Raw genomic sequence first — 24,045 nt, 5'->3', positions numbered from 1 at the left:
GGGGGATCTCTGTTGGTACAGCAGATTGATGCAACTCTATTCACAAATATGGTTCGGGCTGGGGCGGAGCGACTAAACGAACATGTCGATATGGTCGATGCTCTAAACGTGTTTCCTGTTCCGGATGGCGATACCGGAACGAATATGAATCTTACGTTAACCTCGGGAGCGCAAGAGCTGGTGCGTAAGTCCGCCTCTACCTCCCATGTGGGAGAGTTAGCTGAAGCGCTTTCCAAAGGACTCCTGATGGGTGCGCGGGGAAACTCCGGCGTGATCCTCTCTCAATTATTCCGCGGATTTGGTAAAGGCGTTGCAGAAAAAGAAGTTCTGACTGCTCGGTTCTACGCAGAAGGATTGAAAAAAGGAGTTGAAACCGCCTACAAAGCGGTGATCAAACCAGTGGAAGGCACTGTTTTAACCGTTGCTCGAGAAGCTGCGGAAAAAGGAGTGGCAAAAGCACGTAAGACAGAAGACATCATCGAAGTAATGGAAACGGTGTTACAGGAGGCACGCATCTCTTTGAGCAAGACTCCCAAGCTCTTGCCAGTTTTGGCCCAAGCGGGTGTTGTTGATGCAGGTGGACAAGGTTTGGTAACGATTTACGAAGGATTTCTCGGTGCTCTTAAAGGAGAAAAGTTACCCGCGCTGACTGCAGAGCCTGCTCAGCCCCAGGCTGTGAAGTCCCTAAGTGAATTGGCGCATCAAAGTGCCCAGTCTCATTTTGATACATCCACCATCGAACATGGATACTGCACCGAGTTTATTGTTCGCTTGGATGCAAAGAAACAGGATAAGGCCGGGTTTAACGAAGAATCATTCCGGGCCGATATGGGTAAATTCGGAGATTCGCTATTGGTTGTGGCGGATGATGATTTGGTTAAAGTACATGTCCATGCTGAGAATCCAGGGGATACCCTTTCCTATGCCCAAAAATATGGAGAGCTAACTCGCATCAAGATTGAAAACATGCGTGAACAGCACTCCACGATCCTGGAACAGGGAGGGAATACATCAGGGCACACAGCACCAGCAGCTCCCAAGGAGAAAAAGCCCTATGGCTTTGTTGCAGTGGCTGCTGGAGAAGGAATTGCTGAGATTTTTAAAAGCCTTGGTGTGGATGCTGTGATTCAGGGCGGGCAGTCGATGAATCCGAGTACCCAAGAAATTTTAAAGATGATCGAAGGGATTCATGCAGATCAACTATTTATTCTTCCTAACAATAAAAATATTATCTTGACGGCAGAGCAGGTAGTAGAGTTGGTTAAGACGCCTGTATCGGTATTGCCCACCAGGACCATCCCACAAGGGCTGGCTGCTCTCCTTTCCTTTAGCCCAGAGGAAGGGGCAGAGGAGAACATGACTCGGATGATGGATAGTGTGCGTTCTGTTCGCTCTGGTGAGGTTACCTATGCTGTGCGCGATTCCCAATATGATGGTGGAGAGATCCATGAAGGTGATTTTCTTGGGATTCAAGAAGGAAAGATCCATCATGTTGGTGGAGAACTGATCACCACCTCACGAAATTTGCTTGAGGAGATGATGGCAGATGAAGCAGACGTGGTCACCATTTTATATGGTCAAGATGCTTCTTCTGAACAGGTGAAAGAATTGACTGATTATCTGGAAAAGCATCATCCCGACGTCGAATGTGAAGTGCATTACGGAGGACAGCCCCTCTATTACTTCTTGTTCGCTGTCGAGTAGAAACCAGGGGTGTCGAGAATGGCAAAAGTGCACGTGATTACCGATAGTACTGCTGATATCCCCGATTCCCTCCGTGACGAACTAGGAATTGGTCTTGTCCCATTGAAAGTACACCTAGGTAATCAATCCTATCTGGATCGAGTGAACATTCATCCCCAGGAATTTTATACACGCCTAAAAGAAGTGGATGATATGCCAACCACTTCACAACCCTCTCCGGTCGATTTTGTAGAAGCTTACCGGGAGGCAGCGAAGGATGGAGATAAGGATATTCTCTCGATTCACTTATCTTCCTCTCTGAGTGGAACTTATCAATCTGCTTTATTGGCACAATCCATGGTTGAGGATGAATTGAAAGTGACTGTGATCGATTCGAAAAAAGCATCCTTTACCATTGGGTTAGTCGTCGTCGAAGTAGCTCGTGCAGCAAAAGCAGGAAAAAGTATTGATGAATGTGTTGAATTGGCTCATCGATTGTTCCAAAGTCAGCAGGTTTACTTCCTTGTAGATACCTTAGAGTATTTACAAAAGGGTGGACGGATCGGTAAAGCTTCTGCTGTTCTTGGTTCTTTACTCAATATCAAGCCGATTCTTTCTCTCAATTCAGAAGGGGTTGTCTACCCAGTCGATAAAGTGCGCGGGAAAAATAAAGCCATGGCAAAAATCCAAGAGCTTCTACGGGAGCAATTTGGTGATCAACAAGTCCAAGCAGCCGTTCTTTGTACGGATAACCTCGCTGAGGGAGATCAGTGGGAAAGAAAGTTAGTGGATGAATTTAATATCCGCGAAACGAATCGTGCAGAGATTGGGCCTGTGATTGGGGCTCATGTGGGACCTGGCACATTAGCCGTTGTTTTTCAACCGATAGAAGGGTAAAATCCCTTCTCTCATCGTCCCGTTTCTGCTTTTGAGAAGACTAAGGAGGGGATTTCCGTGAAGTATCGTTCTGTTTTTGATATTATCGGTCCCGTCATGATCGGACCCTCTAGTTCCCATACGGCAGGTGCGGCACGGATCGGGAGTGCGGCACGTTCCCTTTTCGGACGAAAGCCACAACGTGTCACGATCACTCTCTATGGTTCCTTTGCTAAAACCTATAAGGGTCATGGGACGGATATCGCTATTGCGGGAGGACTTCTTGGATTTGACACCTCTGATGAACGCATCGTGCAATCCTTAGAGATCGCTCGTGAGGAAGGGGTAGAGATTACCTTTATTGAGTCAGAGGAGAAGTCCGATCATCCAAACACGGCTCGTCTTCTATTGGAGGATGAAGAAGGGAGAGCAGAAGTAGTTGGCATCTCCATCGGCGGTGGCAAGATGGAGATCGTCGAACTAAATGGATTTGAGTTGCGTCTATCTGGCTCAGCTCCTGCGCTTCTCATTATGCACCATGATCGATATGGTGCTATTGCCAAGGTGGCAACCGTGTTGGCAGAGAACAAGATCAACGTCGGATATATGCAAGTTTCTCGTAAAGAGCGAGGTTCCCATCAAGCCTTGATGATCATCGAGACCGATCAGTCCGTTGGTGAAAAGGTACAAAGGGAAATTGAACATCTAGAGGATATCACTAGTCTAACGGTTCTTTCCTGAGGGAACACACGACTTTCAAAACCGCTAACCGGCCAGAATGGCGGTTGGCGGTTTTTGTTGTGTACCATATGATACAATGATCCTAAGCCAATGTATACGATAGCATTTAGCAAAAAAACTTCTTTGCCCCAATGGAATGCTGTAGCAGTTGACCACCCGCATTAGTTCACCCCACCTTCTTAACCTGAATTACGTGACAGGTGCGGTGTTCCACTTATATTTTGAAAAAAGGAGCCGGTCCAGATGGATTTTCGTACCATTGCGGAATTGGTCGAGCTGGCTGAATCGAAGGAAATTCCAATTTCCGAAGCAATGATTCAAAAGGAAATGAAGATATTTGACCGTTCGCGTGAAGAAATTATCGCCCAGATGGCAGGTCATCTTGACGTTATGGAAAAGGCTATCGAAAGAGGATTAAACGAAGAAGATCTTCGATCACCAAGTGGCCTATCCGGTGGGGATGCCCAAAAAATACGTGCCTATATTAACGAGGGAGGCCCTCTTCTTTCCGGTGCAGATGTATTGGATACGGTTTCACGATCCATGAGTGTCTCTGAAGTAAATGCTGCGATGGGAACCATTATCGCCACGCCTACAGCAGGAGCCTGTGGAATATTACCTGGTTGCATCTTTACCGCCGCTGAGCGATTAAAGGCGGATCGTGAGGCGATGGTGCGTGCACTCTTTGTTAGTGGTGCGATGGGTTACTGCATCGCCAATAACGCCTTTATTTCTGGTGCAACAGGAGGTTGCCAGGCCGAAGTTGGTTCTGCGACGGCAATGACGGCAGCAGCCGTTGTGGAGATGGCGGGTGGTACGCCAGCTCAGTCCGCCCAAGCCCTGGCAATCGCTCTTAAAAATATGCTGGGATTGGTTTGCGATCCAGTGGCAGGGTTAGTGGAAGCTCCCTGTGTCAAACGAAACGCGATGGGTGGTGCGATTGCTATGGTCGCAGCAGATATGGCGATGGCAGGGGTGGAGAGTGTAATTCCACCGGATGAAGTTGTCGGTGCAATGTTCCGTATTGGTCGAGATATGCCGACAAGTCTAAAAGAAACAGCCTTAGGTGGGCTGGCTGCGACCCCAACGGGTAAGCGAATCGAGAAAGATATTTATGGAGAGTCGGTTGAGTGAGATGGGGCTAGACCAACGAAAGGTCACTGAAGTAGAGGGAGTAGGAGCCAAGAGAGCTGAGGAATTAGCACGACTTGGTATTCATCGTGTAAAGGATCTCTTTGCCCATTTTCCCTATCGATATGATGACTACCGATTGCTATCGCCAGCTGATGCTATACACGAAGAAAAGGCTACCTTTCGTGGGTTGTTGTATGGTGAAGCGAGCAACCGTTGGTATGGAAAAAATAAATCCCGGCTCACCGCTCGTTTGGAAGTAGAAGGGGTTCATATTCAAGTAGTGTGGTTTAATCAGGCTTTTTTGCGCAAAAAATTGATCCCAGGGAAACCGATTATCGTCTCTGGAAAGTGGGATGCTCATCGTCTTCAATTGACCGCAGATCGGACATTTACCAGTCAAGCAGACCAAGAACAGCAGGCAGGCCGTTTAGAACCCGTCTACTCAGTTACCGACAGCATATCCGTAACGTGGTTACGTAAGGCTATTCGTCGTGCCTTCGTTCAATTTAGTGAAGAAATCAATGAAGTACTGCCACAGGAATTATTGGACGAGTACCGATTGATGTCCAGAGCAAAGGCGATGTATTTGCTCCATTTTCCTAAGGGGAAAGAAGAGGGGCGACTGGCGCGGCGACGAATGGTTTATGAAGAGTTATTTTTGTACGAGATGAGGCTACTATGGCATCGTCGTCGTCAAAAACAGGAAGAGAAAGGAATGTCCCGTACCTTTGATCGGGTCAAACTACAGTCGTTTATCGAACAGCTTCCTTTTCCACTAACGGCTGCTCAGAACCGTGTGGTACAGGAAATTTTGACGGATCTAGTGAGTAAGGAACGGATGAATCGACTATTGCAAGGGGATGTCGGTTCCGGAAAGACTGTCGTTGCTGCGATTTGTCTCTATGCCAACTATCTAGCGGGCTTTCAAGGGGCGATGATGGTTCCTACGGAAATTCTCGCTGAGCAACATCTACGATCCCTTGAACCGCTATTAGCACCTATGGGAGTACGGGTGATCTCATTAACGGGTCGAATGATAGCTAAGGAAAAGCGGGAAGCCCTCGGTCAAGTTCAGATGGGACTTGCGGATATTGTGGTTGGAACCCATGCACTCATCCAAGAACCTGTCGTTTTTCGTTCACTAGGCTTCGTGATTACCGATGAACAACACCGCTTTGGTGTCAATCAACGCTCTCTTCTCAGAGAAAAGGGAGATGCTCCCGACGTTCTCTATATGACAGCAACACCCATTCCACGAACCCTGGCTATTTCTGCCTATGGAGATATGGATGTCTCTACAATTGATGAATTACCAGCAGGACGGTTACCAGTGGAGACCTATTGGGTAAAATCAGGGGTATGGTCACGGGTCGTTGAATTTATTCGTAAACAGTGTGATTCTGGAAGACAGGCTTATGTTATCTGTCCATTGATTGAGGAATCGGAAAAAATGGACCTGGCGAATGCATACTCCGTTTTTGAGTCGATCACTCAGGAGCTAGCACCCATTCGTGTAGGTCTTTTACATGGGAAGATGCCACCAGGGGAAAAGGAAGACGTAATGAAGGGCTTTGAGGCCAACGAAGTAGAGGTGCTCATTTCCACCACGGTTGTAGAAGTTGGGGTGAATGTACCCAATGCCACAGTGATGGTTGTCTATGATGCGGATCGTTTTGGCTTAGCTCAGCTTCATCAGCTAAGGGGGCGTGTAGGTCGTGGGGGTGGTTCAGCTACCTGTATTCTTCTCGCTGATCCTCGTTCGGAAATGGGTGTAGAACGGATGAGGGTGATGACTGAGACGACAGATGGTTTTGAGATCGCCCGTCGAGACCTGGAATTACGTGGTCCCGGAGATTACTTTGGTGTCAAACAGAGCGGTGTACCAGACTTTAAGGTAGCGGATTTGATCACAGATTTTCGTGTACTGGAGATAGCTCGTGCCGATGCAGCACGACTGCTTGCGCAGGAGTCCTTTTACGAGGAATCCGCTTACGCTTGGCTTAGGGGCTATCTACATGATTTTGAAAAGAACCAAGCAAATTTGGATTGATCGGTGGTAATTCCCTCATCATTTCATATATTGAGATTGTGACCCAAAAACCCGAAGGGATATTCCTCCGGGTTCGGGTGAAGAGGGGTATGGCCCTGCCTACAGGTAAGGGCTTTTTTTTCGACTCTTTCGTTTTGCTCTCTGCCCGTAGCGTTGTGATAGCTGCGTCAAAGTCTCGACCATTCTGACGACCGCAGAGAAGAGTAAGATCCATCTCTCCACGTTCGTACCCTCCTTTCGGACATGTTCCGACGGTCGAGGATCATGTGCCAACTCCAGCATAGATGCTTATAGGCTGACGCAAGGAGGAAGGAGAGTGTTGTGTCACAGGGGGTAAAAAGGACAAAGGGGCAAAAAAATTGGGGAATTGGCCTAATTCTAATATACCAAATAAGTGCAATGTTGTAAATACATAGAAAAAACATTTTTTCAATGGTGTTGCTTCCCATATAAATAGAAGCCTGCATAAGGGAGTTCTTCTTTATTGAATGAGGGAAGCAAGATCGTATTAACAGAGTTATGCATAGGTATAGAGGAGAGAGAAGGAGGAGGGGAGTTTTAACAGATGAATACTGTTAAAAAAGCGCTATATCAGGATCTTACACAAACGGTAAACCAGGCCATTGGTCGTAAAGCGATCTCTGTGCAATTGTTGATGAAAACGGTGGAAGAAGCACGGATGATTCGGCAGATGCGAGGGCTCTTTGCACTTATTACGTACTTGAATCAAATGGCAGATCAGGTCTTCACTGCAGAAGAGATGGATATATTGAAAGCTCACCCACGAAGAAAAGAATTAGTTAATCGGATAGCAGATCATCTGATCAAGGAAAAAGTGATCACCTTTACTGAATCGTTAATGTTAAAGCGGATGCTTTCTTAGGGGTGTGTGGGATTTTTTCCTGATTTTGGGTGGGAGGATAGGCTGATGCCGGGGACAGGCAAAGGTCACTGGTCATATGGTAATAGTGAAAACTGCAACCTAGGCAGATTCGCCTATGGAAAGGAGGATCCACTCCGTGAAAAATCAACAACCACGTCGGTCTTCACAAAAAGATGCTTCCCGCTGGGAATGGTTGAAGAACAAAATGGAGAAGTTCGTGGAGAATCGCCCCCCTGGAAATGAAGAGAAAATGGAGATGATGGATCTACCTCAAAATGCTCCTAGAGGTTACTCCTCAGAACCGCCTGGTTACAATAGGGACCAGGAGTGGGGGATGGAGAATGCATTCGGATTTCTAGGTATGGCTCCGCCACCACCACCGCCACCTACCCGTTCTAAGAATGATGATAGGAATGAAGAGGGGTCCCAGGTTCGTCAACAGCCAGAATGGGAAAGTATGTGGGGTTGGGATGGACCACCACCGCCTCCACCTGAGGGGATGAATCCATCTCCACCTGGGAATCAGGGTCAGAAATCTACTCGCGGACCCGCAATACCTGAACCCGGCAAGAAGCCGGAACAAACGATGCGATTAGAGAACGAAGGAGAGGCGGACAGATCTAAGGATTCCAGGAAATCGTTAGGATCACCTACTCATCTGAATAGAGATCGTTCATGGGAAGATCTCCCTATGGCGATGTTTGATGAACCCGAGAATACTCCCCCTCCGATTGCAAAAACGACTCCTGTAGAAAATGATAAGGCAACTGTAGGTCGTCGTCACCGCGGTAATCATCGGCGTAGACACCGCTAAGCCGCCTATATTGTCCTCCTGCGGAAATCCGCAGGTTATTTTTTGTATAAAAAATAGCCCTCCAGGGGGAGGACTCATGGTATCTGGTATATACCAGATACTGAATGGGAGAGGAGAAACCGGAGAAAGAGCTTATGGGGAAACGTAAGTCTTCTCCGCGGTTCGACAGCATCACCTGACGCTGTCTTTCCTATCTTTTCCGGGTACAGGTTTTCTATACATCTCTCTTTTAAATTTTTTGAGTCGAATTGGATTTGTTTTCAACTTAGGAAACTTTGTGATAGGATGGAAACTGTTAATTCGGCGAAAGAGGTGACCCCATGCGTATCATCGCCGGTAGTGCTAAAGGAACGCGCTTATATTCTGTACAAGGGTTTTCCGTACGTCCTACGACGGATCGGGTAAAAGAATCTTTATTTCAAGTGATTGGCCCTTTTTTTGCAGGAGGATGGGTATTAGATCTTTTTGCAGGTTCGGGGTCATTGGGTTTAGAGGCATTGAGTCGTGGAGCAGATCGCGCAATTTTTATCGACCAAGCCCGTGGAAGTATTGAAGCTGTACGCAGAAATGTTAAAGCGACACGGATGGAAGAGAAAGCGGAGGTTTATAAACGAGATGCCCGAGCTACTCTCCGGACATTAAAGGGTCGAGGAGTCTCTTTTCAACTAATATTCCTCGACCCCCCATATAAGGATGGGATATTGCCCGATATCATTCAATCCATCGATGAGGGCAATCTTTTGGCTGAAGATGGTTGGCTCATTGCAGAGCATGGAAGAGATGAAACATTACCTGCAGCAGTAGGTAGTTTGGTCCAAGAACGTACCCTTACTTATGGTGATATTCAAATTGCCCTTTTTACTAGAGAACCAGTAGGAGAAGAAAGAAGGGGTGGCCAATGAAGAAGGTGGCTGTGTATCCAGGTAGTTTTGATCCGATAACCCAGGGGCACCTTGATATTATCCAGCGCGGAGCGCGGGTATTTGATCATGTGGTTGTCGCGGTATTACATAATTCACAAAAGAAGCCCCTCTTTACTGTTGAAGAGCGAGTCCATCTTATTCGCGAAGTGACACAGGAGATTGGCAATGTTGAGGTGGATCACTTTGAGGGTCTACTCGTGGATTATATTCATAATCGCAAAGCGACCAATGTGATTCGTGGCTTGCGAGCGATTACAGACTTTGAATATGAGCTGCAATTTGCTTCTATGATGAAAAAGCTTGACGTTAACATTGAAACCTTGTTTATGATGACGAATAATCAATACTCTTTTTTGAGTTCAGGTATCGTAAAAGAAGTGGCGCAATATGGTGGAGATGTGGGGAACCTCGTCCCGGCTATCGTGGAGGAAGCGTTGAAACAAAAGTATATGAAATAAACAACAGGTTAATTGTGAGTCACGATATCATTCTCATGATTAACTTTTTTTGAAGAAAAATTACTTTGTTACTATCTGGAACCAACACTCTTTCCTTTTAAGGAAGGGGTGTTGTTGTTTTATATGAGGTTTCCTGTTGATTTTTTCAAGGAGGCTGAGAGGGAGGAGGAGTGAGGGTTTTTGAGGGGGTAAATCGAGATGAATAAAAAAAAATATTCGTGAGCGATTACCCATTTATAGGAAAAATGCTTTGCTACAGTGGGTACCTATCTAAGAACTAGTGTGGGATTAATGGATAGTTTCATAATATCGAATAGGCTAAATTATCTAATAGTTGAATAAAAAGCGTATAAAAATTATTTATTCAACCAATTGAATAAAAATTTTATTGATTTATTAATATTAGCTGGATATAATGACTCTAGTTTTTATTACAAGATAATGCACACACAAAAAACGCAAACAAAATCTAACTAATTTATAGTTTAGGATATTTATCTGGAGGTATTGAGAATTATATAGACAAAAAAAGGAGTGAGGAGCAGTGAAAATGAGAAATTTGGTTACAATTTTTTTGGTGGCTTTTATTGGATTGGCTGGGTCTACATGGGGAACGACAAATGCGGCGGTAGCGGCTCCCGATGATGTACCACCTGGTGACTTTTATCCTACGATTAAAATCAACGATACTTTCAATGAAGGAACACAAGGGTGGACTGGGGAATTTGCTGATTTGCCTCACACGGTTGAGAATCCTGCTTTATACCAGGTCAAGTTTGATCATGAGTTTTTACCTTTGGAGATAGACTCTTCTCAAAAAGGACTTTCCCTAACAGGGATGAACCGTAGTGATGATTTGTTCATGTTTGTTAAGAAACAAATCAAGGTGAAACCCAACACCCGTTACCAGGTTGATTTTAACTTTGATATTGCAACGAATGCGGTATCAGGGATGATGGGAGTTGGGGGCTCTCCTGGAGAGAGTGTGTATGTAAAAGCAGGAGCTTCTTCCAATGAACCTAAACCTATCATTGACGGTGACTATTATCGCTTAAATTTAGATAAAGGGAATCAAACTGTGGATGGTATCAATGCGATCAAGTTAGGAAATTTAGCTAAAATCCAGGATAAAAAACCAACGTATCAAGTGAAGAACTTTAATAATCAAGGGAAACCCTTTTATGCAGAGTCAGATTTTAAAGGCAACCTATGGCTCTTCGTTGGAACGGATTCAGGGTTTGAGGGCTTGACGAAAATCTATTTTCCCAGAATTGAAGCCACCTTAACTGAACAACCGAATATTGAACCGCCACCTAACTACTGAGGATTGATGACTGAACATAAGGAAAATAGAAAATAATATAATAAAAAGGAGATTGATTGAAAGAATGCAATAGGCATTCTCTGTCAGTCTCCTTTTTTATGTTTAGCTTAGTATAATGGAAGTTAGCTGTGAATCGATGATCCAATCGATTCTCGTTTCCTTTTCTGCATGGGTGGTGGGCAAATTTGTTGATGAGGAATAGAATGTCTCAAAGAGAATCTTTAAAATAACGATTTTTAATTCTCTCCCATAGGGTAGCCGTAAGGGTGAGTAATCCGAGAAGCAAGAGAATACACCATCCCCAATGAATACGAATTGACCATTCACTCCATTCAGGGGCGGGTAGGGCTCTGAGAAAAACAGGTAACGTTGTCATCTTCGATGAAACTAAATAGTGCTGTATAGGCTCCCAAGCAATGAAAGTGATCCATCCTGCAAGGACGCCATGGATCAAGCGAGCAATGCAGTAGGGTCCGTAACGAATATCTGTTTTACTCAAAATATTGGCTACCTGGGCGTGTACGGAAAATCCACTCCAGGCAATGACAGCACTGACAATGGCCATTTTATATGAAATATCTACATGAGCAGGTACTTGAGAAGCAACCTGTGCACCTAGGGTGATTTCAAACAACCCTGCTATAACGGAAGCAGAAAGTTCGGTGGGTATACCGATCGCGAGTAGGAGAGGGGAGATGGCTGCTATCAAGAGGTTTGTGATACCAATCCGGCCAAGTACCTCGATAACAACAGAAAACATGATGATAAAACCACCAATGATGAGCAAGGTTTTGATTGAGGTGCTGATAGCATCCCCCATTAACTGACCAAATCCTCGACCATCTGCTAAACGTGCACGATGCATGGCACGCAATCCCCGGATAAGAAAAAAAGAAGAATCAGCGGGTGGTGGTGGTGTGGACGGCCCATTTGGCTCATGAAAGCGCATCAGAATTCCTAGTAGGAGACTCGCTACATAATGAGCAACTACTAGGATGACTCCCAAAGAGACATCGTGAAAAAAACCGACGGCTACAGCACCAAACATAAATAAAGGGTCTGCGGTGTTGGTGAAGGATACAAGTCGTTCGCCCTCGGTGCGGGAGATTAGCCCATCTTCCCGAAGTCGTGCAGTCAATTTGGCACCAATGGGATATCCGGAAGCGAGTCCCATCGCCAATACGAAAGCCCCCACTCCTGGTACACGGAATAGAGGGCGCATCAATGGCTCAAGTAAGACACCAAGAAAATGAACAACACCAAAGCCTATCAGGATCTCTGATGCGATGAAGAAAGGCAGTAAAGCAGGGAAGACAATTTCCCACCAAATTTTTAGTCCCTTTAATGAGGATTGAAACGCTTGTTCAGGATATAAAATCAAGGAACATACCAAAAATAGGGCAATCGCTCCATATAAGATGGAGTAAACTTGACTGCGGAGGACGGGGCTGATTGGACGCATCGAGATCCTCCGTTCCTAGGGGATTTTTAATAACATGTCTACGCGTGCCCTTCCTAAAATAGACCGCTTGTCTTTCAGCTCTTGAGGGGATTCTTCGGTTCAGGATAGTAAGAGCGATTATAAGGTGGGAAGGATGGTCGGGGATGACGGCTAGAGCAAAAGTAGGTCTCGCCTTAGGTTCAGGTGGTGCGCGGGGGATGGCCCATATTGGTGTGTTGAAGGTGCTTCAGCAAGCAAATATTTCTGTAGATTATGTAGCGGGAAGTAGTATCGGCAGTTTGGTAGGCGTGTTGTTTGCCGATGGGTTGGATCTGGAGATGATGGAGAGCCTGGCTACTCACTTGAAGAGGAAGTATTGGTTGGACCTTACTGTGCCTAAGTTTGGCTTTGTAACAGGAACAAAGGTGAAAGAGTTAATTCATTTTCTTACAAAGGGGAAGCATATCGAAGACTTACCCCTTACAACAGCTGTTGTCGCAACGGATCTCGTTGAAGGAAAACGAGTGGTTTTTCGCTCAGGTCCAATTGATGTGGCGGTACGATCAAGTATTTCGATTCCTGGCATTTTTGAGCCAGTGATATTGGATGGACGCACGCTGGTGGATGGGGGAGTGGTTGATCGTATTCCCATCACGGTAGTGAAGGAGATGGGAGCAGATATTGTGATCGCGGTGGATGTGGTTCCAAAACGATCCTCTGTTCAAATTCGTACGATATTTGATGTCATTACACAGACTTTGAATGTGATGGAAAGGGAAATACTAAATCAGAAACTCTTGGCGGCGGATGTACTAATCCATCCCGATCTAGCGGACATCAGCCCATCGGCCTTTTCCCGCGTCTCGGAGTGTATCCAGCGAGGAGAGGAAGCGGCCGTTATCCAGGTAGAGCGGATCAGGAGTGTGATCAATAACTGGGAGGAAAAACAGAATGGCGGATAAACAACCTAGGTATCGTAATACATGGATCATTTCACTCATCGCTGTTGTAGTGATAGGGGCTATATTATTTTTAGTTCCAATTCCGTACTTCCTTATGTTACCTGGATCGGCACTAGAAGTGCGTCCCATGGTAACTGTGCAAAAAAAATCTCCCGGTGAGGAAAAAGGATCCTTCTATTTAACTACAGTGGCGCTGCGTCAGGGAAATATCTATGGTTGGCTAGCAGCTCAGGTAAATTCCAACTATGAATTGATACCAGAGAAAGAGGTTTTGGGGCCTGGGGGCAATTCCGAGGATTATGATCGACGGCAAAAAGAGATTATGAAAGAATCTCAACAGGATGCGATTTTAGCAGCATTTCACGCTACCTCCCGCCCAGTAGAGGAGAAATTGTTAGGAGTAAAAGTCCTATCCTTGATTAAAAATATGCCTGCTGAGAAAGTGTTACATAAAGGAGATATTATCGAAAAGGTGGATGGGAAATCAGTTCGTCGTGCAGAAGAGTTGGTCGGTTATTTAGCGGGGAAAAAGATCGGAGAAGATGTACAGCTGGCCTTTAAGAGAAAGGGGATGAATTTAGAGCGAAAAGTAGAATTGGGAAGTCTCCCGGTTTCCAAGGGTATGAAACGTCCCGGACTGGGAATTCAACCTGTTACACAACGTGAGGTGAAAACATCCCTCCCTGTGAAAATCAAGGCAGGAGATATTGGTGGTCCCTCAGCAGGTCTGATGTTTTCCCTCGAGATTACTAATCAGTTAGGGAGAGAGGATTTGACGAGAGGATATCAGATTGCAGGAACCGGGACTATTACGTCTAAAGGCCAAGTCGGACAAATTGGTGGTATTCAGCATAAGATTGTCGCGGCAGATGATGAAGGAACCGATATCTTTTTTGTACCAGCAGATCAAAAAACGGAGGATATTAACCAAAAAGTAGCAAGCAAAACGGTGCAAAGGATTGGTTCAAAGATGAAGCTGGTTCCGGTACGCACCTTAGGAGAAGCAATCTCTTATTTAAAGAAGCTCCCTAAGGAGAAAACAGGAAAAAAAGCGGCGTAAACGAGAGAAACATTGACAGAGTACGTCAAAATCCCATATAATTTATCTGTTTGGTAAGGGAGACGGTATCATGCGAATAACCTTCCGAGAGTTGGACTATAAGCCCGGTCCCATTGAAAAAGAGGGAACGGTTATGCTGGAGGGGCTGGAAAAAGAAACACCCGACCTTCTCCGGCTAGATCCCTTGAAGGTGCGTGTGACGGCCTGGAAGGAGCAGGAGGTCTATCCTGTTCAGGGGAAGCAATCAACGAATGTAGAGCTACGTTGTTCAAGATGCCTTACATCCTTTGATCAATCTCTTGAAATGGATTGGTTTGAAACCTTTGCTGATAGCAATCAATCTCGCTCTGAGGTTGTTGGGGAGGAAGAAGAGGATGAAACCCTCTATGTCGATATTCATCAGCCAACGGATATCACACCTGTGATCGAGCAAGCATTGCTCCTTTCTTTACCATTCGCACCGATTTGTACCGAGACTTGTAAGGGGTTATGTCCCCACTGCGGAACCAACTGGAACCATGAGTCTTGCCAGTGTGATCGTCGGCGCGTTGATCCGCGCATGGCCAAGCTGGAAGAACTCTTGAAACGGGAGGACTAATCCCGTATCATCGGATATGTAGCTTTCAAGGGGGTGAAAACATGGCGGTACCTTTTCGACGGACATCTAAAACCCGTAAACGCAAGCGCCGTACTCATTTCAAATTGAGCGTGCCCGGGATGGTGAAGTGCCCCCAATGTGGTGAGCTGAAACTTTCCCACCGTGTCTGCAAAGAGTGTGGACATTACAAAGGGAACGAAGTAGTAAACAACTGATGTTTTATTGAGCACGGACTTCCTAGGAAGTCCTTTTTCTATGTTACAGGATTGTGGCTGGGTATTTTCATGCTTGTCTTTAAGACAGGGTTTCAGCTATACTGAGTTAGTACTAGGTATTAATAGGTGGTACCAATAAGGTGGTGATTTTCTCACGTGCGTCTGTCAAAAAAAGAGCGACAACAAAAATTATTAGAGGCGTTAGAGATCGAGCCTTTTTTGACGGATGAGGAAATGGCCCGTCGGTATCATGTCAGCATCCAGACGATCAGACTCGACCGGATGGAACTAGGCATTCCAGAATTACGAGGTCGGATTAAAGATATGGCTGAGAAAAATTTTGACCGGGTCCGTTCTCTCTACCCTGACGAGGTTATCGGGGAAGTGACGGAGTTGACACTGGATGTCGGTGCTACATCTTTTTTAGAGATCTGTGAGGAACATGTTTTTACTCGCAACGGAATTGCGCGTGGGCATCATCTGTTTGCCCAGGCTAACTCGTTGGCGATTGCGGTAGTGGATGCCGAGACGGCACTGACTGCAACAGCTAGCCTCCGTTTTGTACGGCCCGTTCAGTTGGGGGAGAAATGTGTAGCACAAGCTCGAGTTACACAGCAAACCGGCCGTACTCAGGTAGCTGTAAACACCTTTGTCGAAGAAGAGCTTGTTTTTCAAGGTGTTTTCGATGTGTACCGCGCAAAGGAGGATGAATAAGTGCGTATTGCCTTTGACGCAATGGGAGGGGACCACGCACCTACAGCGGTGATCGATGGTGTATTGCAAGCGGCAAAATCTTGGCCAGATACGGAAATTGTTCTCGTTGGGAAAGATGAGGTAGTCACCCCTGTTTTAGAGAGAGCTGCCATGGATCATCTATCCATAAGGACGGCCACCGAGGTGATCAATGCCGAAGATGAACCTGTTCGGGCGATTCGTCGGAAGAAGGATTCTTCGATGGTAGTTGGATGTGAAATGGTAAAGGAGGGTGCTGCTGATGCCTTTATCAGTGCTGGAAATACAGGAGTATTGATGGCGGCAGGCCTTTTTTCCACAGGAAGAATCCCGGGGATTGATCGGCCAGCCCTTGCCCCTAGTTTCCCTACAGTAACGGGGGGAAAGGTATTGGTTTTAGATGTCGGAGCCAATCCAGAAGCGCGTCCGGAACATCTACAGCAGTATGCCCTGATGGGTAGTGTCTATGTTGAGAGTGGATGGGGGATCGCGCGACCTCGTGTAGGTCTATTAAATATCGGGACAGAGGAGAACAAGGGCACCTCCTTACAGAAAGAAGCCTTTGGTTTAATTAAAGAGCTACCCATTAACTTTGTTGGTAATGTTGAAGCAAGAGATGTACTTGAAGGTGTCTGTGACGTGCTTGTTTGTGACGGGTTTTCTGGTAACATCTTGCTCAAAAATACAGAAGGTGTAGCAAATGCTGTGTTTGTAAAATTGAAAGAGGAATTTACACGCAATCCATTAAATAAATTAGCCGCTGCTATATTAAAGCCAAGTCTGAAGCGTTTTGCCTCCAGTATGGATTACAAAGAGTATGGTGGAGCACCCCTTCTTGGTTTGGGTGGAGCGATTATCAAGGCGCACGGCTCTTCAGATGCTCGAGCAATTTATAATGCTGTTCGCCAAGCCCGTTTGTTTATAGAGCGAGGTGTGATCAGGCGGATTTCGGAAGATCTAGAGAGGAGTTGAGGATGATGAGATCGGTGGGCATTTTAGGAACTGGCTCCTATCTACCTGAGCGAGTACTGACGAACGCTGATTTGGAAAAGATGGTGGACACCAGTGATGAATGGATCGTCTCTCGCACAGGAATTCGGGAGCGTAGGATCGCTTCCGATGAACAGGCATCCTCTGATCTCGCAGTAGAGGCAGCTCAGCGAGCATTGGATGCTGCTGGGATTACAGCAGAACAGTTGGATTTGATCGTGGTGGGAACGGTTACTCCAGATATGGTGTTCCCAGCGACGGCTTGTTTGGTTCAGGATAGGCTAGGAGCAAAAAAAGCAGCTACTTTTGATGTGTCTGCGGCGTGTACAGGCTTTATCTATGGCATTAGTGTCGCTGCTCAGTTTATCCAGACAGGCGTTTATAAGCATGCTCTGGTGATCGGGGTAGACTGCCTCTCTCGAATTACTAACTATACGGATCGAAACACCTGTGTTCTTTTTGGTGATGGTGCTGGTGCCACCGTCCTTGGTCCGGTGAATGAAGGAGAAGGATTCTTATCCTTTGAATTAGGTGGAGATGGCGCAGGTGGTCACCTTCTCAAGCAAGAGGGAGGTGGCTCAAGGATGCCTGCCAGCCAAGAGACTGTGGCTAACAATTTGCACACGATTGCGATGAATGGACGCGAAGTTTTTAAATTTGCAGTACGCGTTATTGGTTCTTCGGCTGAGGAGGCTCTTAGCAAAGCAGGACTGACTAAGGAAGACATTGATTTCCTCATCCCTCATCAAGCCAATATGCGTATCATCGATGCTGCAGTGGATCGACTTGGAATCCCAAAAGAGCGCACTGTAGTTAACTTGGACCGTTGTGGCAATATGTCTTCTGCTTCCGTGCCTGTCGCCCTGGATCAAGCGGTACAGGAAGGACGAATTCATAAGGGAGATACAGTCGTCCTTGTTGGGTTTGGTGGAGGAATGACATGGGGAGCAACCGTTGTTAAATGGTCATAACTAGTAGGTTGAAAGTGCAAGGATTTACAAGGAGGGAATGCTTTGGGTAAACTCGCATTTTTGTTTCCTGGGCAAGGCTCTCAGACGGTAGGAATGGGACAGACTGCTGCCGAAGGGGATGTCCGTGTAGGGGAACGATTTAATGAAGCGGATCAGATTTTGGGATACTCCTTGTCCAAGCTTTGTTTTACAGGCCCTGAGGATGAACTGCGTCTGACGGCAAATGCTCAACCAGCTTTATTGACGACGAGTGTGTCACTTTTGCCGTTCTTTGCGGATGAGGGGATCGTGCCCGACTATGTTGCAGGCCATAGTTTAGGTGAGTACTCGGCACTTGTTGCGGCGGGGGCAATAAGTTTCAAAGATGCCCTCACCACCGTGAGACAGCGCGGCCTGCTGATGGAGGAAGCTGTTCCTGCGGGGCAAGGAGCGATGTCTGCCATTGTTGGTTTAGAGCGAGAAGCGGTGGAGAAGGTGTGCCAGGAAGTAAAGGATACTGGGGCTATCGTTGAACCAGCTAATTATAACTGTCCTGGACAAATCGTGATTTCTGGCGAAGCTAAAGCCGTAGCAACCGCAGGGGAAGGTTGCAGAACAGCGGGGGCCCGGCGGGTTTTACCTCTTTCGGTAAGTGGTCCCTTTCATTCTAGCTTGATGCAGCCCGCTGCTAAGCGCATGGAAGCTGTGTTGCAGCAATGTGATATACAGGATGCGTCTGTTCCTGTAGTGGCTAATGTATCTGCTCGTCCTGTACAAGCTGCGGATGAGATTCGCCACTCACTGGTGAAACAAGTGGCGGCTCCAGTACTGTGGGAGGATGGAATCCGGCGGATGATTGCCGATGGTGTAGATACCTTTATCGAGATCGGGTCAGGGAATGTCCTGACGGGATTGGTAAGGAAAGTGGATCGTAAGGCAGTTGCTCTATCTGTGCAGGATCAGGATTCTTTTACTAAAGCATTGGACAGACTGTCATGATTGAAGGAGGATTTCCTATGCTGAAGGAGAAGGTTGCACTTGTGACTGGTGGCTCCCGAGGAATTGGGCGAGCAGTTGCCCTTGCCCTTGCAAAGGCAGGGGCTGATGTAGCCATTGTATATGCTGGAAACCAAAACGCAGCAGAGGATACCGCTACCGCCATCCGTGATGAGGGACGACAAGCGATTACGATCCAAGCGGATGTCTCGCAAAGTGCAGATGTAGATCGTGCGGTAAAGGAAACAATGAGCGCATTGGGTCGAGTGGATATCTTAGTCAATAACGCTGGAATCGCAAGGGATAACTTGATGCTTCGTATCAAGGAGGAAGATTGGGACCAAGTCCTGGATACCAATCTAAAGGGAGTCTTCCTCTTTACGAAGGCAGTTACCCGTTCGATGATGAAACAACGGAGTGGCCGGATCATCAATGTTAGCTCGGTGGTTGGGCTGATAGGCAACCCTGGACAGGCTAACTATACAGCGGCTAAGGCTGGTGTGCTAGGGTTGACGAAGTCAGCGGCCCGCGAGTTAGCGTCGCGAAATATTACGGTCAATGCAATTGCACCGGGTTTCATTGAAACAGATATGACCGAGAAGCTAGGGGATGAAGCAAAGGAAAATATGTTAGAGCAGATTCCTCTTTCCCGTATGGGTAAACCTGAGGATGTAGCCCAAGCGGTTGTATTCCTCGCTTCAGACTATGCATCGTATATTACAGGCCAGACGCTAAATGTAGATGGTGGTATGGTAACGATGTAGTTTAGTAAAGAATGCTATTATTCTTGTATGTTACTCGATTTTCAGATAACCGCTTGTATACTAAATAAGGGAGGTGAAGGAAAATGGCCGATACATTAAGCCGTGTACAACGCATCATTGTTGATCGTTTGGGTGTGGATGCAGCTGAAGTGACTCTTGAAGCTTCCATCACGGAGGATTTGGGAGGCGATTCTTTGGATAGCATGGATCTCATTCTAGAATTAGAAGATGAGTTCTCCATTGAGATTTCTGATGCAGATGCTGAAAAGATCAAAACAGTAGGAGACATTGTCACATACATTAACTCCCACTCTTGACAGAAGATGCGAAGTCCCGTTTCATAACGGGACTTTCTCCCCCTTTTGTGGCGTTCTTTCTTATGTTTTTGAACAAAGGCGGTGAAGAATCATGGCGAAGCGGGTTGTAATTACCGGTATGGGCGTTATTTCACCAATTGGTAGTGATGTCCCTACCTTCTGGAACAATGTGATAACGGGTCAATCAGGGATTGGGCCGGTAACCCGATTTGATACTAGCGATTATCCGACAAAAATCGCTGGTGAAGTGAATGATTTTGATCCAGCGAATTATATGGATAAAAAAGAGGCTCGCCGTATGGATCGATTCGTCCAATTTGCGGTCGCTGCTTCGAAAGATGCGTTAACACATGCGGATCTTGAAGATTTGTCTTCATTGGATCCTAATCGCGTTGGCGTGTATATCGGGTCTGGCATTGGTGGCATATCTACCCTAGAGGAAGAGCATCGCAAACTATTGGAGAAGGGACCCCGTCGTGTAAGCCCCTTTTTCATTCCGATGATGATTCCAAACATGGCGGCGGGGCAGGTTTCCATCTTCCTTGGAGCGAAAGGACCAAATAGCGCAGCGATTTCCGCCTGTGCGACGGGTACGAACGCCGTTGGTGATGCTACGAAGATTTTGGAACGGGGCGAAGCGGATGTGATGATTGCTGGTGGTACGGAAGCCACGATCACTCCGATGGCCTTTGCAGGTTTTTGTTCAGCGAAAGCCATGAGCACCCACAATGATGAACCGCAAAAAGCGAGTCGTCCCTTTGATAAGGAGCGAGATGGTTTTGTCATGGGTGAAGGGGCAGGTATTCTAATCCTGGAAACCTTAGATCATGCACTCTCTCGTGGAGCGAAGATTTATGCTGAGGTGGTTGGATACGGAATGACCGGGGATGCCCATCATCTCACTGCACCAGCTCCTGAAGGAGAAGGAGCGGGACGGGCGATGAAGAGTGCTCTCGCTAGTGCTGGTCTATCTCCAGAAGATATCGGGTATATCAATGCCCATGGTACATCTACAGATCTAAATGATAAGTTTGAAACGATGGCGATCAAGTCCATCTTTGGTGACCATGCATATCAATTGGCGATCAGTTCGACAAAGTCGATGCATGGTCATATGTTAGGCGCCACTGGTGGCATCGAAGCGATCATCACAGCACTTGCATTGAAGGAGGGTATTTTGCCTCCAACGATCAACTATGAACATCCAGACCCTGAGTGTGATTTGGACTATATAGCCAATGAATCACGGAAGGTTCAAGTACGTGCGGCACTATCCAATTCCCTCGGCTTCGGTGGACATAATGCGACCCTTGCGCTAAAAGCGTATGAAGAGTCGTAATGGGTAAGGGGTGATCAGGGGATGAATCTGGCCGAATTGGGACAGTCGATCGGCCTATCTCTTCAAGATGAAGAATTGTTTCTCCAAGCGTTCACCCACACATCCTACGCCCATGAGCGGAAAGGGGAGAAAGGACAACCAGATAATGAGCGGTTGGAATTTCTCGGTGACGCGGTGTTGGAGCTAACGGTGTCCGAACATCTTTATCGCCGGTTCCCGAATCTACACGAGGGAGATTTGACACGTATGCGAGCGCGAATTGTTTGTGAACCCTCCCTCGCTGTTTTTGCCCGGGGATTGGACTTTGGCAAGCACGTTCGATTGGGCAAGGGTGAAGAGATGACGGGTGGGCGAAATCGCCCCTCGTTGTTGGCAGATGTCTTTGAAGCCTTTATTGGAGCGTTATATTTAGAAAAAGGGCTCGATGGGGTGAAGGATTTTCTCCAGACAACGATCTTCCCGTTAATTGATGATTGTTTTCTCACCCAGGCAACCGATGCAAAAAGTCAGTTGCAGGAAGCAGTTCAACAGGATCGCCTCGGTTCCCTCGAATACCAAATCGTCGATGTTCAAGGTCCAGCACACGATCGACAGTTTGTCGCTGAAGTCTGGTTAGCGGGCAAAAAGCTTGGGACGGGAACAGGACGTTCCAAAAAAGAAGCTGAACAAAGAGCGGCTGCTGAAGGATTAAAACAGTTTCAAAAGAAAGCCTGAGTAAAAATCACCGGGGAATAAACCGGTGATTTTTTATAACTTTAATATTCAATAAGGTAAAAGAGTATATATCCATCTATTCCTAGATATAGGATAATCGACAACCTCCGATAAAACAAATACATTCATGTATATATTACCAATTAAACCAACTATTCGCCCTTGATTGCCATGAATAAAACGCTTACAATTATCTCATTAAAAAAGGAGGGACATAAAACCCCAATAAAATTTTGTCTTTTTCAGTAAAAAAAGACAAAATTTTCACGCGTATAAAGTAAGTTCACGAAAGACATCCTAATGCATTCCACCTACTTACTATTGCAATATGAGATGGAGGAAACAACAGATGAAAATTACATCTTTTGATTTTTGGCAAAAGTTCGGGAAATCATTGATCGTAGTAGTTGCAGTTATGCCAGCTGCAGGGTTAATGATTTCTCTTGGTAAATTAATTGGTATGTCAGCTGGCGATATTAGTTTTGTGCTTACAATCGGAAGGGTTATGGAAGATATCGGTTGGGCGATTATTACCAATTTAAACATTTTATTTGCCGTAGCAATCGGGGGGTCTTGGGCGAAGGATCGAGCGGGTGGTGCATTTGCAGCGTTACTAGCATTCATTTTAACAAACCGAATTACAGGAGCGATTTTTGGTGTAAACGCTACCATGTTAGCGGATTCAAAGGCGAAAATCTCTTCCCTATTCGCGGGAGATTTACTTGTAAAAGATTACTTTACGTCTATACTCGGTGCACCAGCACTTAACATGGGCGTTTTCATCGGTATTCTTTCGGGCTTCATAGGAGCTATAATATACAATAAATATTATAACTTCGACAAATTACCAAATGCGTTGGCATTTTTTAATGGAAAACGTTTTGTTCCATTTGTAGTAATCGTTAGTTCTACAATCATTGCTATTATTTTATCCTTTGTATGGCCATTCATTCAAAGTGGACTAAATGACTTTGGCCGTTGGATTGCAACGTCAAGAGATAGTGCCCCCATTATTGCGCCATTTATATATGGAACATTAGAACGTTTATTACTACCCTTTGGATTACATCATATGATAGTGATTCCAATGAACTACACAGAGCTTGGCGGTACGTACCAAATATTGACAGGTGCCAAGGCAGGGCAAATTGTTGCGGGACAAGATCCATTGTGGCTTGCATGGATTACAGATTTAAACAACTTTTTAGACAAGGGTGATATGAAATCCTATAATCAATTACTAAACAATGTCATTCCGGCACGTTTTAAAATAGGACAAGTTATTGTTTCCACAGCAGGATTAATTGGTATTGCCTTCGCGATGTACCGTAATATCGATAAAGAAAAACGTCATAAATATAAGTCAATGTTCTTCTCTGCAGCCATAGCAGTAATTCTCACAGGTGTAACCGAACCGATTGAATTCATGTTTATGTTCATCGCACCCGTATTGTATATTGTATATGCAATTACAACTGGATTAGCATTTGCTCTAGCAGACATGATTAACCTACGTATTCATGCGTTTGGATTTATCGAGTTGTTAACTCGTACACCGATGATTATCAAAGCAGGTTTAGCAAGAGACCTCATCAACTTTGTTATTGCATCAGCTGCATTGTTTGGATTAAATTACGCACTAGCCAACTTCATGATTAAAAAGTTCAATTTACCAACTCCAGGGCGTGCTGGTAATTACATTGAGAATGAAGATGGCGCAGAAGAAGATGAAGTGGTTGCTGGAAGTGCAAAAGAAGGCTCCTTAGCAACATCAGTTATTGAAATGTTAGGCGGAAAAGATAATATTGTTGATATAGATGCTTGTATGACACGTTTACGTGTAACAGTGAAGGACCTAGATATTGTTGCAGAAGAAGCGAAGTGGAAACAACATGGAGCTTTAGGGTTAATTGTAAAAGACAAAGGTGTTCAAGCAGTGTATGGACCGAAAGCTGACGTATTAAAATCAGACATTCAAGATATTTTAGGGATTTAACACCCCCATGATAAAAAGTGATTAAAGAAGGGGCCTGGCCCCTTCTTGATGGTCCTCCGATGTCAGTTCGGAGGTTTTTTTCTGT

General features: G+C 45.8%; 24 protein-coding genes. 23 read left to right on the top strand and 1 reads right to left on the bottom strand.

The genetic code is table 11. The features are described from left to right. The first annotated feature begins 9 nt into the window (after positions 1-9). The 10 genes from BLV90_RS00455 to BLV90_RS00410 all read left to right on the top strand — a co-directional run bounded on the left by BLV90_RS00455 (position 10) and on the right by BLV90_RS00410 (position 10,886). A complete protein-coding gene (locus tag BLV90_RS00455; RefSeq protein WP_425433846.1) occupies positions 10-1,704 on the top strand; it encodes a DAK2 domain-containing protein in 1,695 nt (564 codons plus the stop codon). A gap of 18 nt (positions 1,705-1,722) precedes the next feature. Next, entirely contained in the window at positions 1,723-2,580 is an 858-nt protein-coding gene (locus tag BLV90_RS00450; RefSeq protein WP_091734591.1) for a DegV family protein, read from the top strand. A gap of 57 nt (positions 2,581-2,637) precedes the next feature. Beyond that, positions 2,638-3,300, top strand: a complete 663-nt coding sequence (sdaAB, locus tag BLV90_RS00445; protein WP_091734590.1) for an L-serine ammonia-lyase, iron-sulfur-dependent subunit beta — start codon at positions 2,638-2,640, stop codon at positions 3,298-3,300. Positions 3,301-3,543: 243 nt separating this feature from the next. Beyond that, positions 3,544-4,434, top strand: a complete 891-nt coding sequence (gene sdaAA, locus BLV90_RS00440; protein WP_091734589.1) for an L-serine ammonia-lyase, iron-sulfur-dependent, subunit alpha — start codon at positions 3,544-3,546, stop codon at positions 4,432-4,434. Then, complete coding sequence (gene recG / locus BLV90_RS00435) at positions 4,415-6,484, top strand: ATP-dependent DNA helicase RecG (RefSeq protein ID WP_245726200.1); 2,070 nt, start codon at positions 4,415-4,417, stop codon at positions 6,482-6,484. The genes sdaAA and recG overlap by 20 nt, the downstream gene beginning before the upstream one ends. Before the next feature lie 565 nt (positions 6,485-7,049). Further along, the gene (locus tag BLV90_RS00430; protein WP_091734587.1) at positions 7,050-7,367 is read left to right on the top strand and encodes a hypothetical protein; all 318 of its coding nucleotides are present in this window, start codon (positions 7,050-7,052) and stop codon (positions 7,365-7,367) included. A 136-nt stretch (positions 7,368-7,503) separates the two neighbouring features. Then, on the top strand, positions 7,504-8,181 hold the full coding sequence (locus BLV90_RS00425) for a hypothetical protein (RefSeq protein WP_091734585.1): 678 nt from the start codon (positions 7,504-7,506) through the stop codon (positions 8,179-8,181). Between the two features lie 320 nt (positions 8,182-8,501). Beyond that, a complete protein-coding gene (rsmD, locus tag BLV90_RS00420) occupies positions 8,502-9,083 on the top strand; it encodes a 16S rRNA (guanine(966)-N(2))-methyltransferase RsmD (protein WP_091734583.1) in 582 nt (193 codons plus the stop codon). Further along, the gene (coaD, locus tag BLV90_RS00415) at positions 9,080-9,562 is read left to right on the top strand and encodes a pantetheine-phosphate adenylyltransferase (RefSeq protein WP_091734581.1); all 483 of its coding nucleotides are present in this window, start codon (positions 9,080-9,082) and stop codon (positions 9,560-9,562) included. The genes rsmD and coaD overlap by 4 nt, the downstream gene beginning before the upstream one ends. A 544-nt stretch (positions 9,563-10,106) precedes the next feature. After that, positions 10,107-10,886, top strand: coding sequence for a hypothetical protein (locus tag BLV90_RS00410; RefSeq protein WP_091734579.1), 780 nt, complete (start codon positions 10,107-10,109; stop codon positions 10,884-10,886). A gap of 208 nt (positions 10,887-11,094) precedes the next feature. Here BLV90_RS00410 and ylbJ read toward each other — a convergent pair whose 3' ends face one another. Next, on the bottom strand, positions 11,095-12,348 hold the full coding sequence (ylbJ, locus tag BLV90_RS00405; protein WP_091734577.1) for a sporulation integral membrane protein YlbJ: 1,254 nt from the start codon (positions 12,346-12,348) through the stop codon (positions 11,095-11,097). A 143-nt stretch (positions 12,349-12,491) separates the two neighbouring features. Here ylbJ and BLV90_RS00400 point away from each other — a divergent pair, with 143 nt between their 5' ends. The 13 genes from BLV90_RS00400 (at position 12,492) to BLV90_RS00340 (ending at position 23,960) form a co-directional block, all read left to right on the top strand. Continuing rightward, positions 12,492-13,289, top strand: coding sequence for a patatin-like phospholipase family protein (locus BLV90_RS00400; protein ID WP_091734575.1), 798 nt, complete (start codon positions 12,492-12,494; stop codon positions 13,287-13,289). Continuing rightward, a complete protein-coding gene (locus tag BLV90_RS00395; RefSeq protein WP_091734573.1) occupies positions 13,279-14,349 on the top strand; it encodes a SepM family pheromone-processing serine protease in 1,071 nt (356 codons plus the stop codon). Before BLV90_RS00400 ends, BLV90_RS00395 begins: the two co-directional genes overlap by 11 nt. A gap of 70 nt (positions 14,350-14,419) precedes the next feature. Next, positions 14,420-14,947 carry a YceD family protein gene (locus BLV90_RS00390; RefSeq protein ID WP_091734571.1) on the top strand — a complete coding sequence of 176 codons (528 nt, stop codon included), beginning with the start codon at positions 14,420-14,422 and terminating at the stop codon, positions 14,945-14,947. Positions 14,948-14,988: 41 nt separating this feature from the next. Beyond that, positions 14,989-15,162, top strand: coding sequence for a 50S ribosomal protein L32 (gene rpmF, locus BLV90_RS00385; protein ID WP_091734569.1), 174 nt, complete (start codon positions 14,989-14,991; stop codon positions 15,160-15,162). Positions 15,163-15,318: 156 nt separating this feature from the next. Beyond that, positions 15,319-15,876, top strand: coding sequence for a transcription factor FapR (gene fapR / locus BLV90_RS00380; protein ID WP_091734567.1), 558 nt, complete (start codon positions 15,319-15,321; stop codon positions 15,874-15,876). Continuing rightward, complete coding sequence (plsX, locus tag BLV90_RS00375; RefSeq protein WP_091734565.1) at positions 15,877-16,866, top strand: phosphate acyltransferase PlsX; 990 nt, start codon at positions 15,877-15,879, stop codon at positions 16,864-16,866. It begins immediately after the preceding gene. A 5-nt stretch (positions 16,867-16,871) separates the two neighbouring features. Further along, entirely contained in the window at positions 16,872-17,855 is a 984-nt protein-coding gene (locus BLV90_RS00370) for a beta-ketoacyl-ACP synthase III (protein ID WP_218142275.1), read from the top strand. Positions 17,856-17,897: 42 nt separating this feature from the next. Next, the gene (gene fabD / locus BLV90_RS00365; protein ID WP_091734561.1) at positions 17,898-18,833 is read left to right on the top strand and encodes an ACP S-malonyltransferase; all 936 of its coding nucleotides are present in this window, start codon (positions 17,898-17,900) and stop codon (positions 18,831-18,833) included. Between the two features lie 17 nt (positions 18,834-18,850). Then, positions 18,851-19,594, top strand: a complete 744-nt coding sequence (gene fabG / locus BLV90_RS00360; RefSeq protein WP_091734559.1) for a 3-oxoacyl-[acyl-carrier-protein] reductase — start codon at positions 18,851-18,853, stop codon at positions 19,592-19,594. Between the two features lie 83 nt (positions 19,595-19,677). Next, the gene (locus BLV90_RS00355) at positions 19,678-19,911 is read left to right on the top strand and encodes an acyl carrier protein (RefSeq protein WP_091734557.1); all 234 of its coding nucleotides are present in this window, start codon (positions 19,678-19,680) and stop codon (positions 19,909-19,911) included. Positions 19,912-20,002: 91 nt separating this feature from the next. Further along, positions 20,003-21,250, top strand: a complete 1,248-nt coding sequence (fabF, locus tag BLV90_RS00350) for a beta-ketoacyl-ACP synthase II (RefSeq protein ID WP_091734555.1) — start codon at positions 20,003-20,005, stop codon at positions 21,248-21,250. 21 nt (positions 21,251-21,271) lie between these two features. Then, entirely contained in the window at positions 21,272-21,964 is a 693-nt protein-coding gene (gene rnc / locus BLV90_RS00345) for a ribonuclease III (RefSeq protein WP_091734553.1), read from the top strand. A gap of 349 nt (positions 21,965-22,313) precedes the next feature. Then, positions 22,314-23,960, top strand: coding sequence for a PTS transporter subunit IIBC (locus tag BLV90_RS00340; protein ID WP_091734550.1), 1,647 nt, complete (start codon positions 22,314-22,316; stop codon positions 23,958-23,960). Positions 23,961-24,045 lie beyond the last annotated feature (85 nt).

Source organism: Marininema mesophilum (genome assembly GCF_900106775.1).
GTDB lineage: Bacteria > Bacillota > Bacilli > Thermoactinomycetales > DSM-45169 > Marininema > Marininema mesophilum.
The sequence above is the reverse complement of the archived record's forward strand: the minus strand, read 5'-3'. Positions and strand labels throughout refer to the sequence as shown.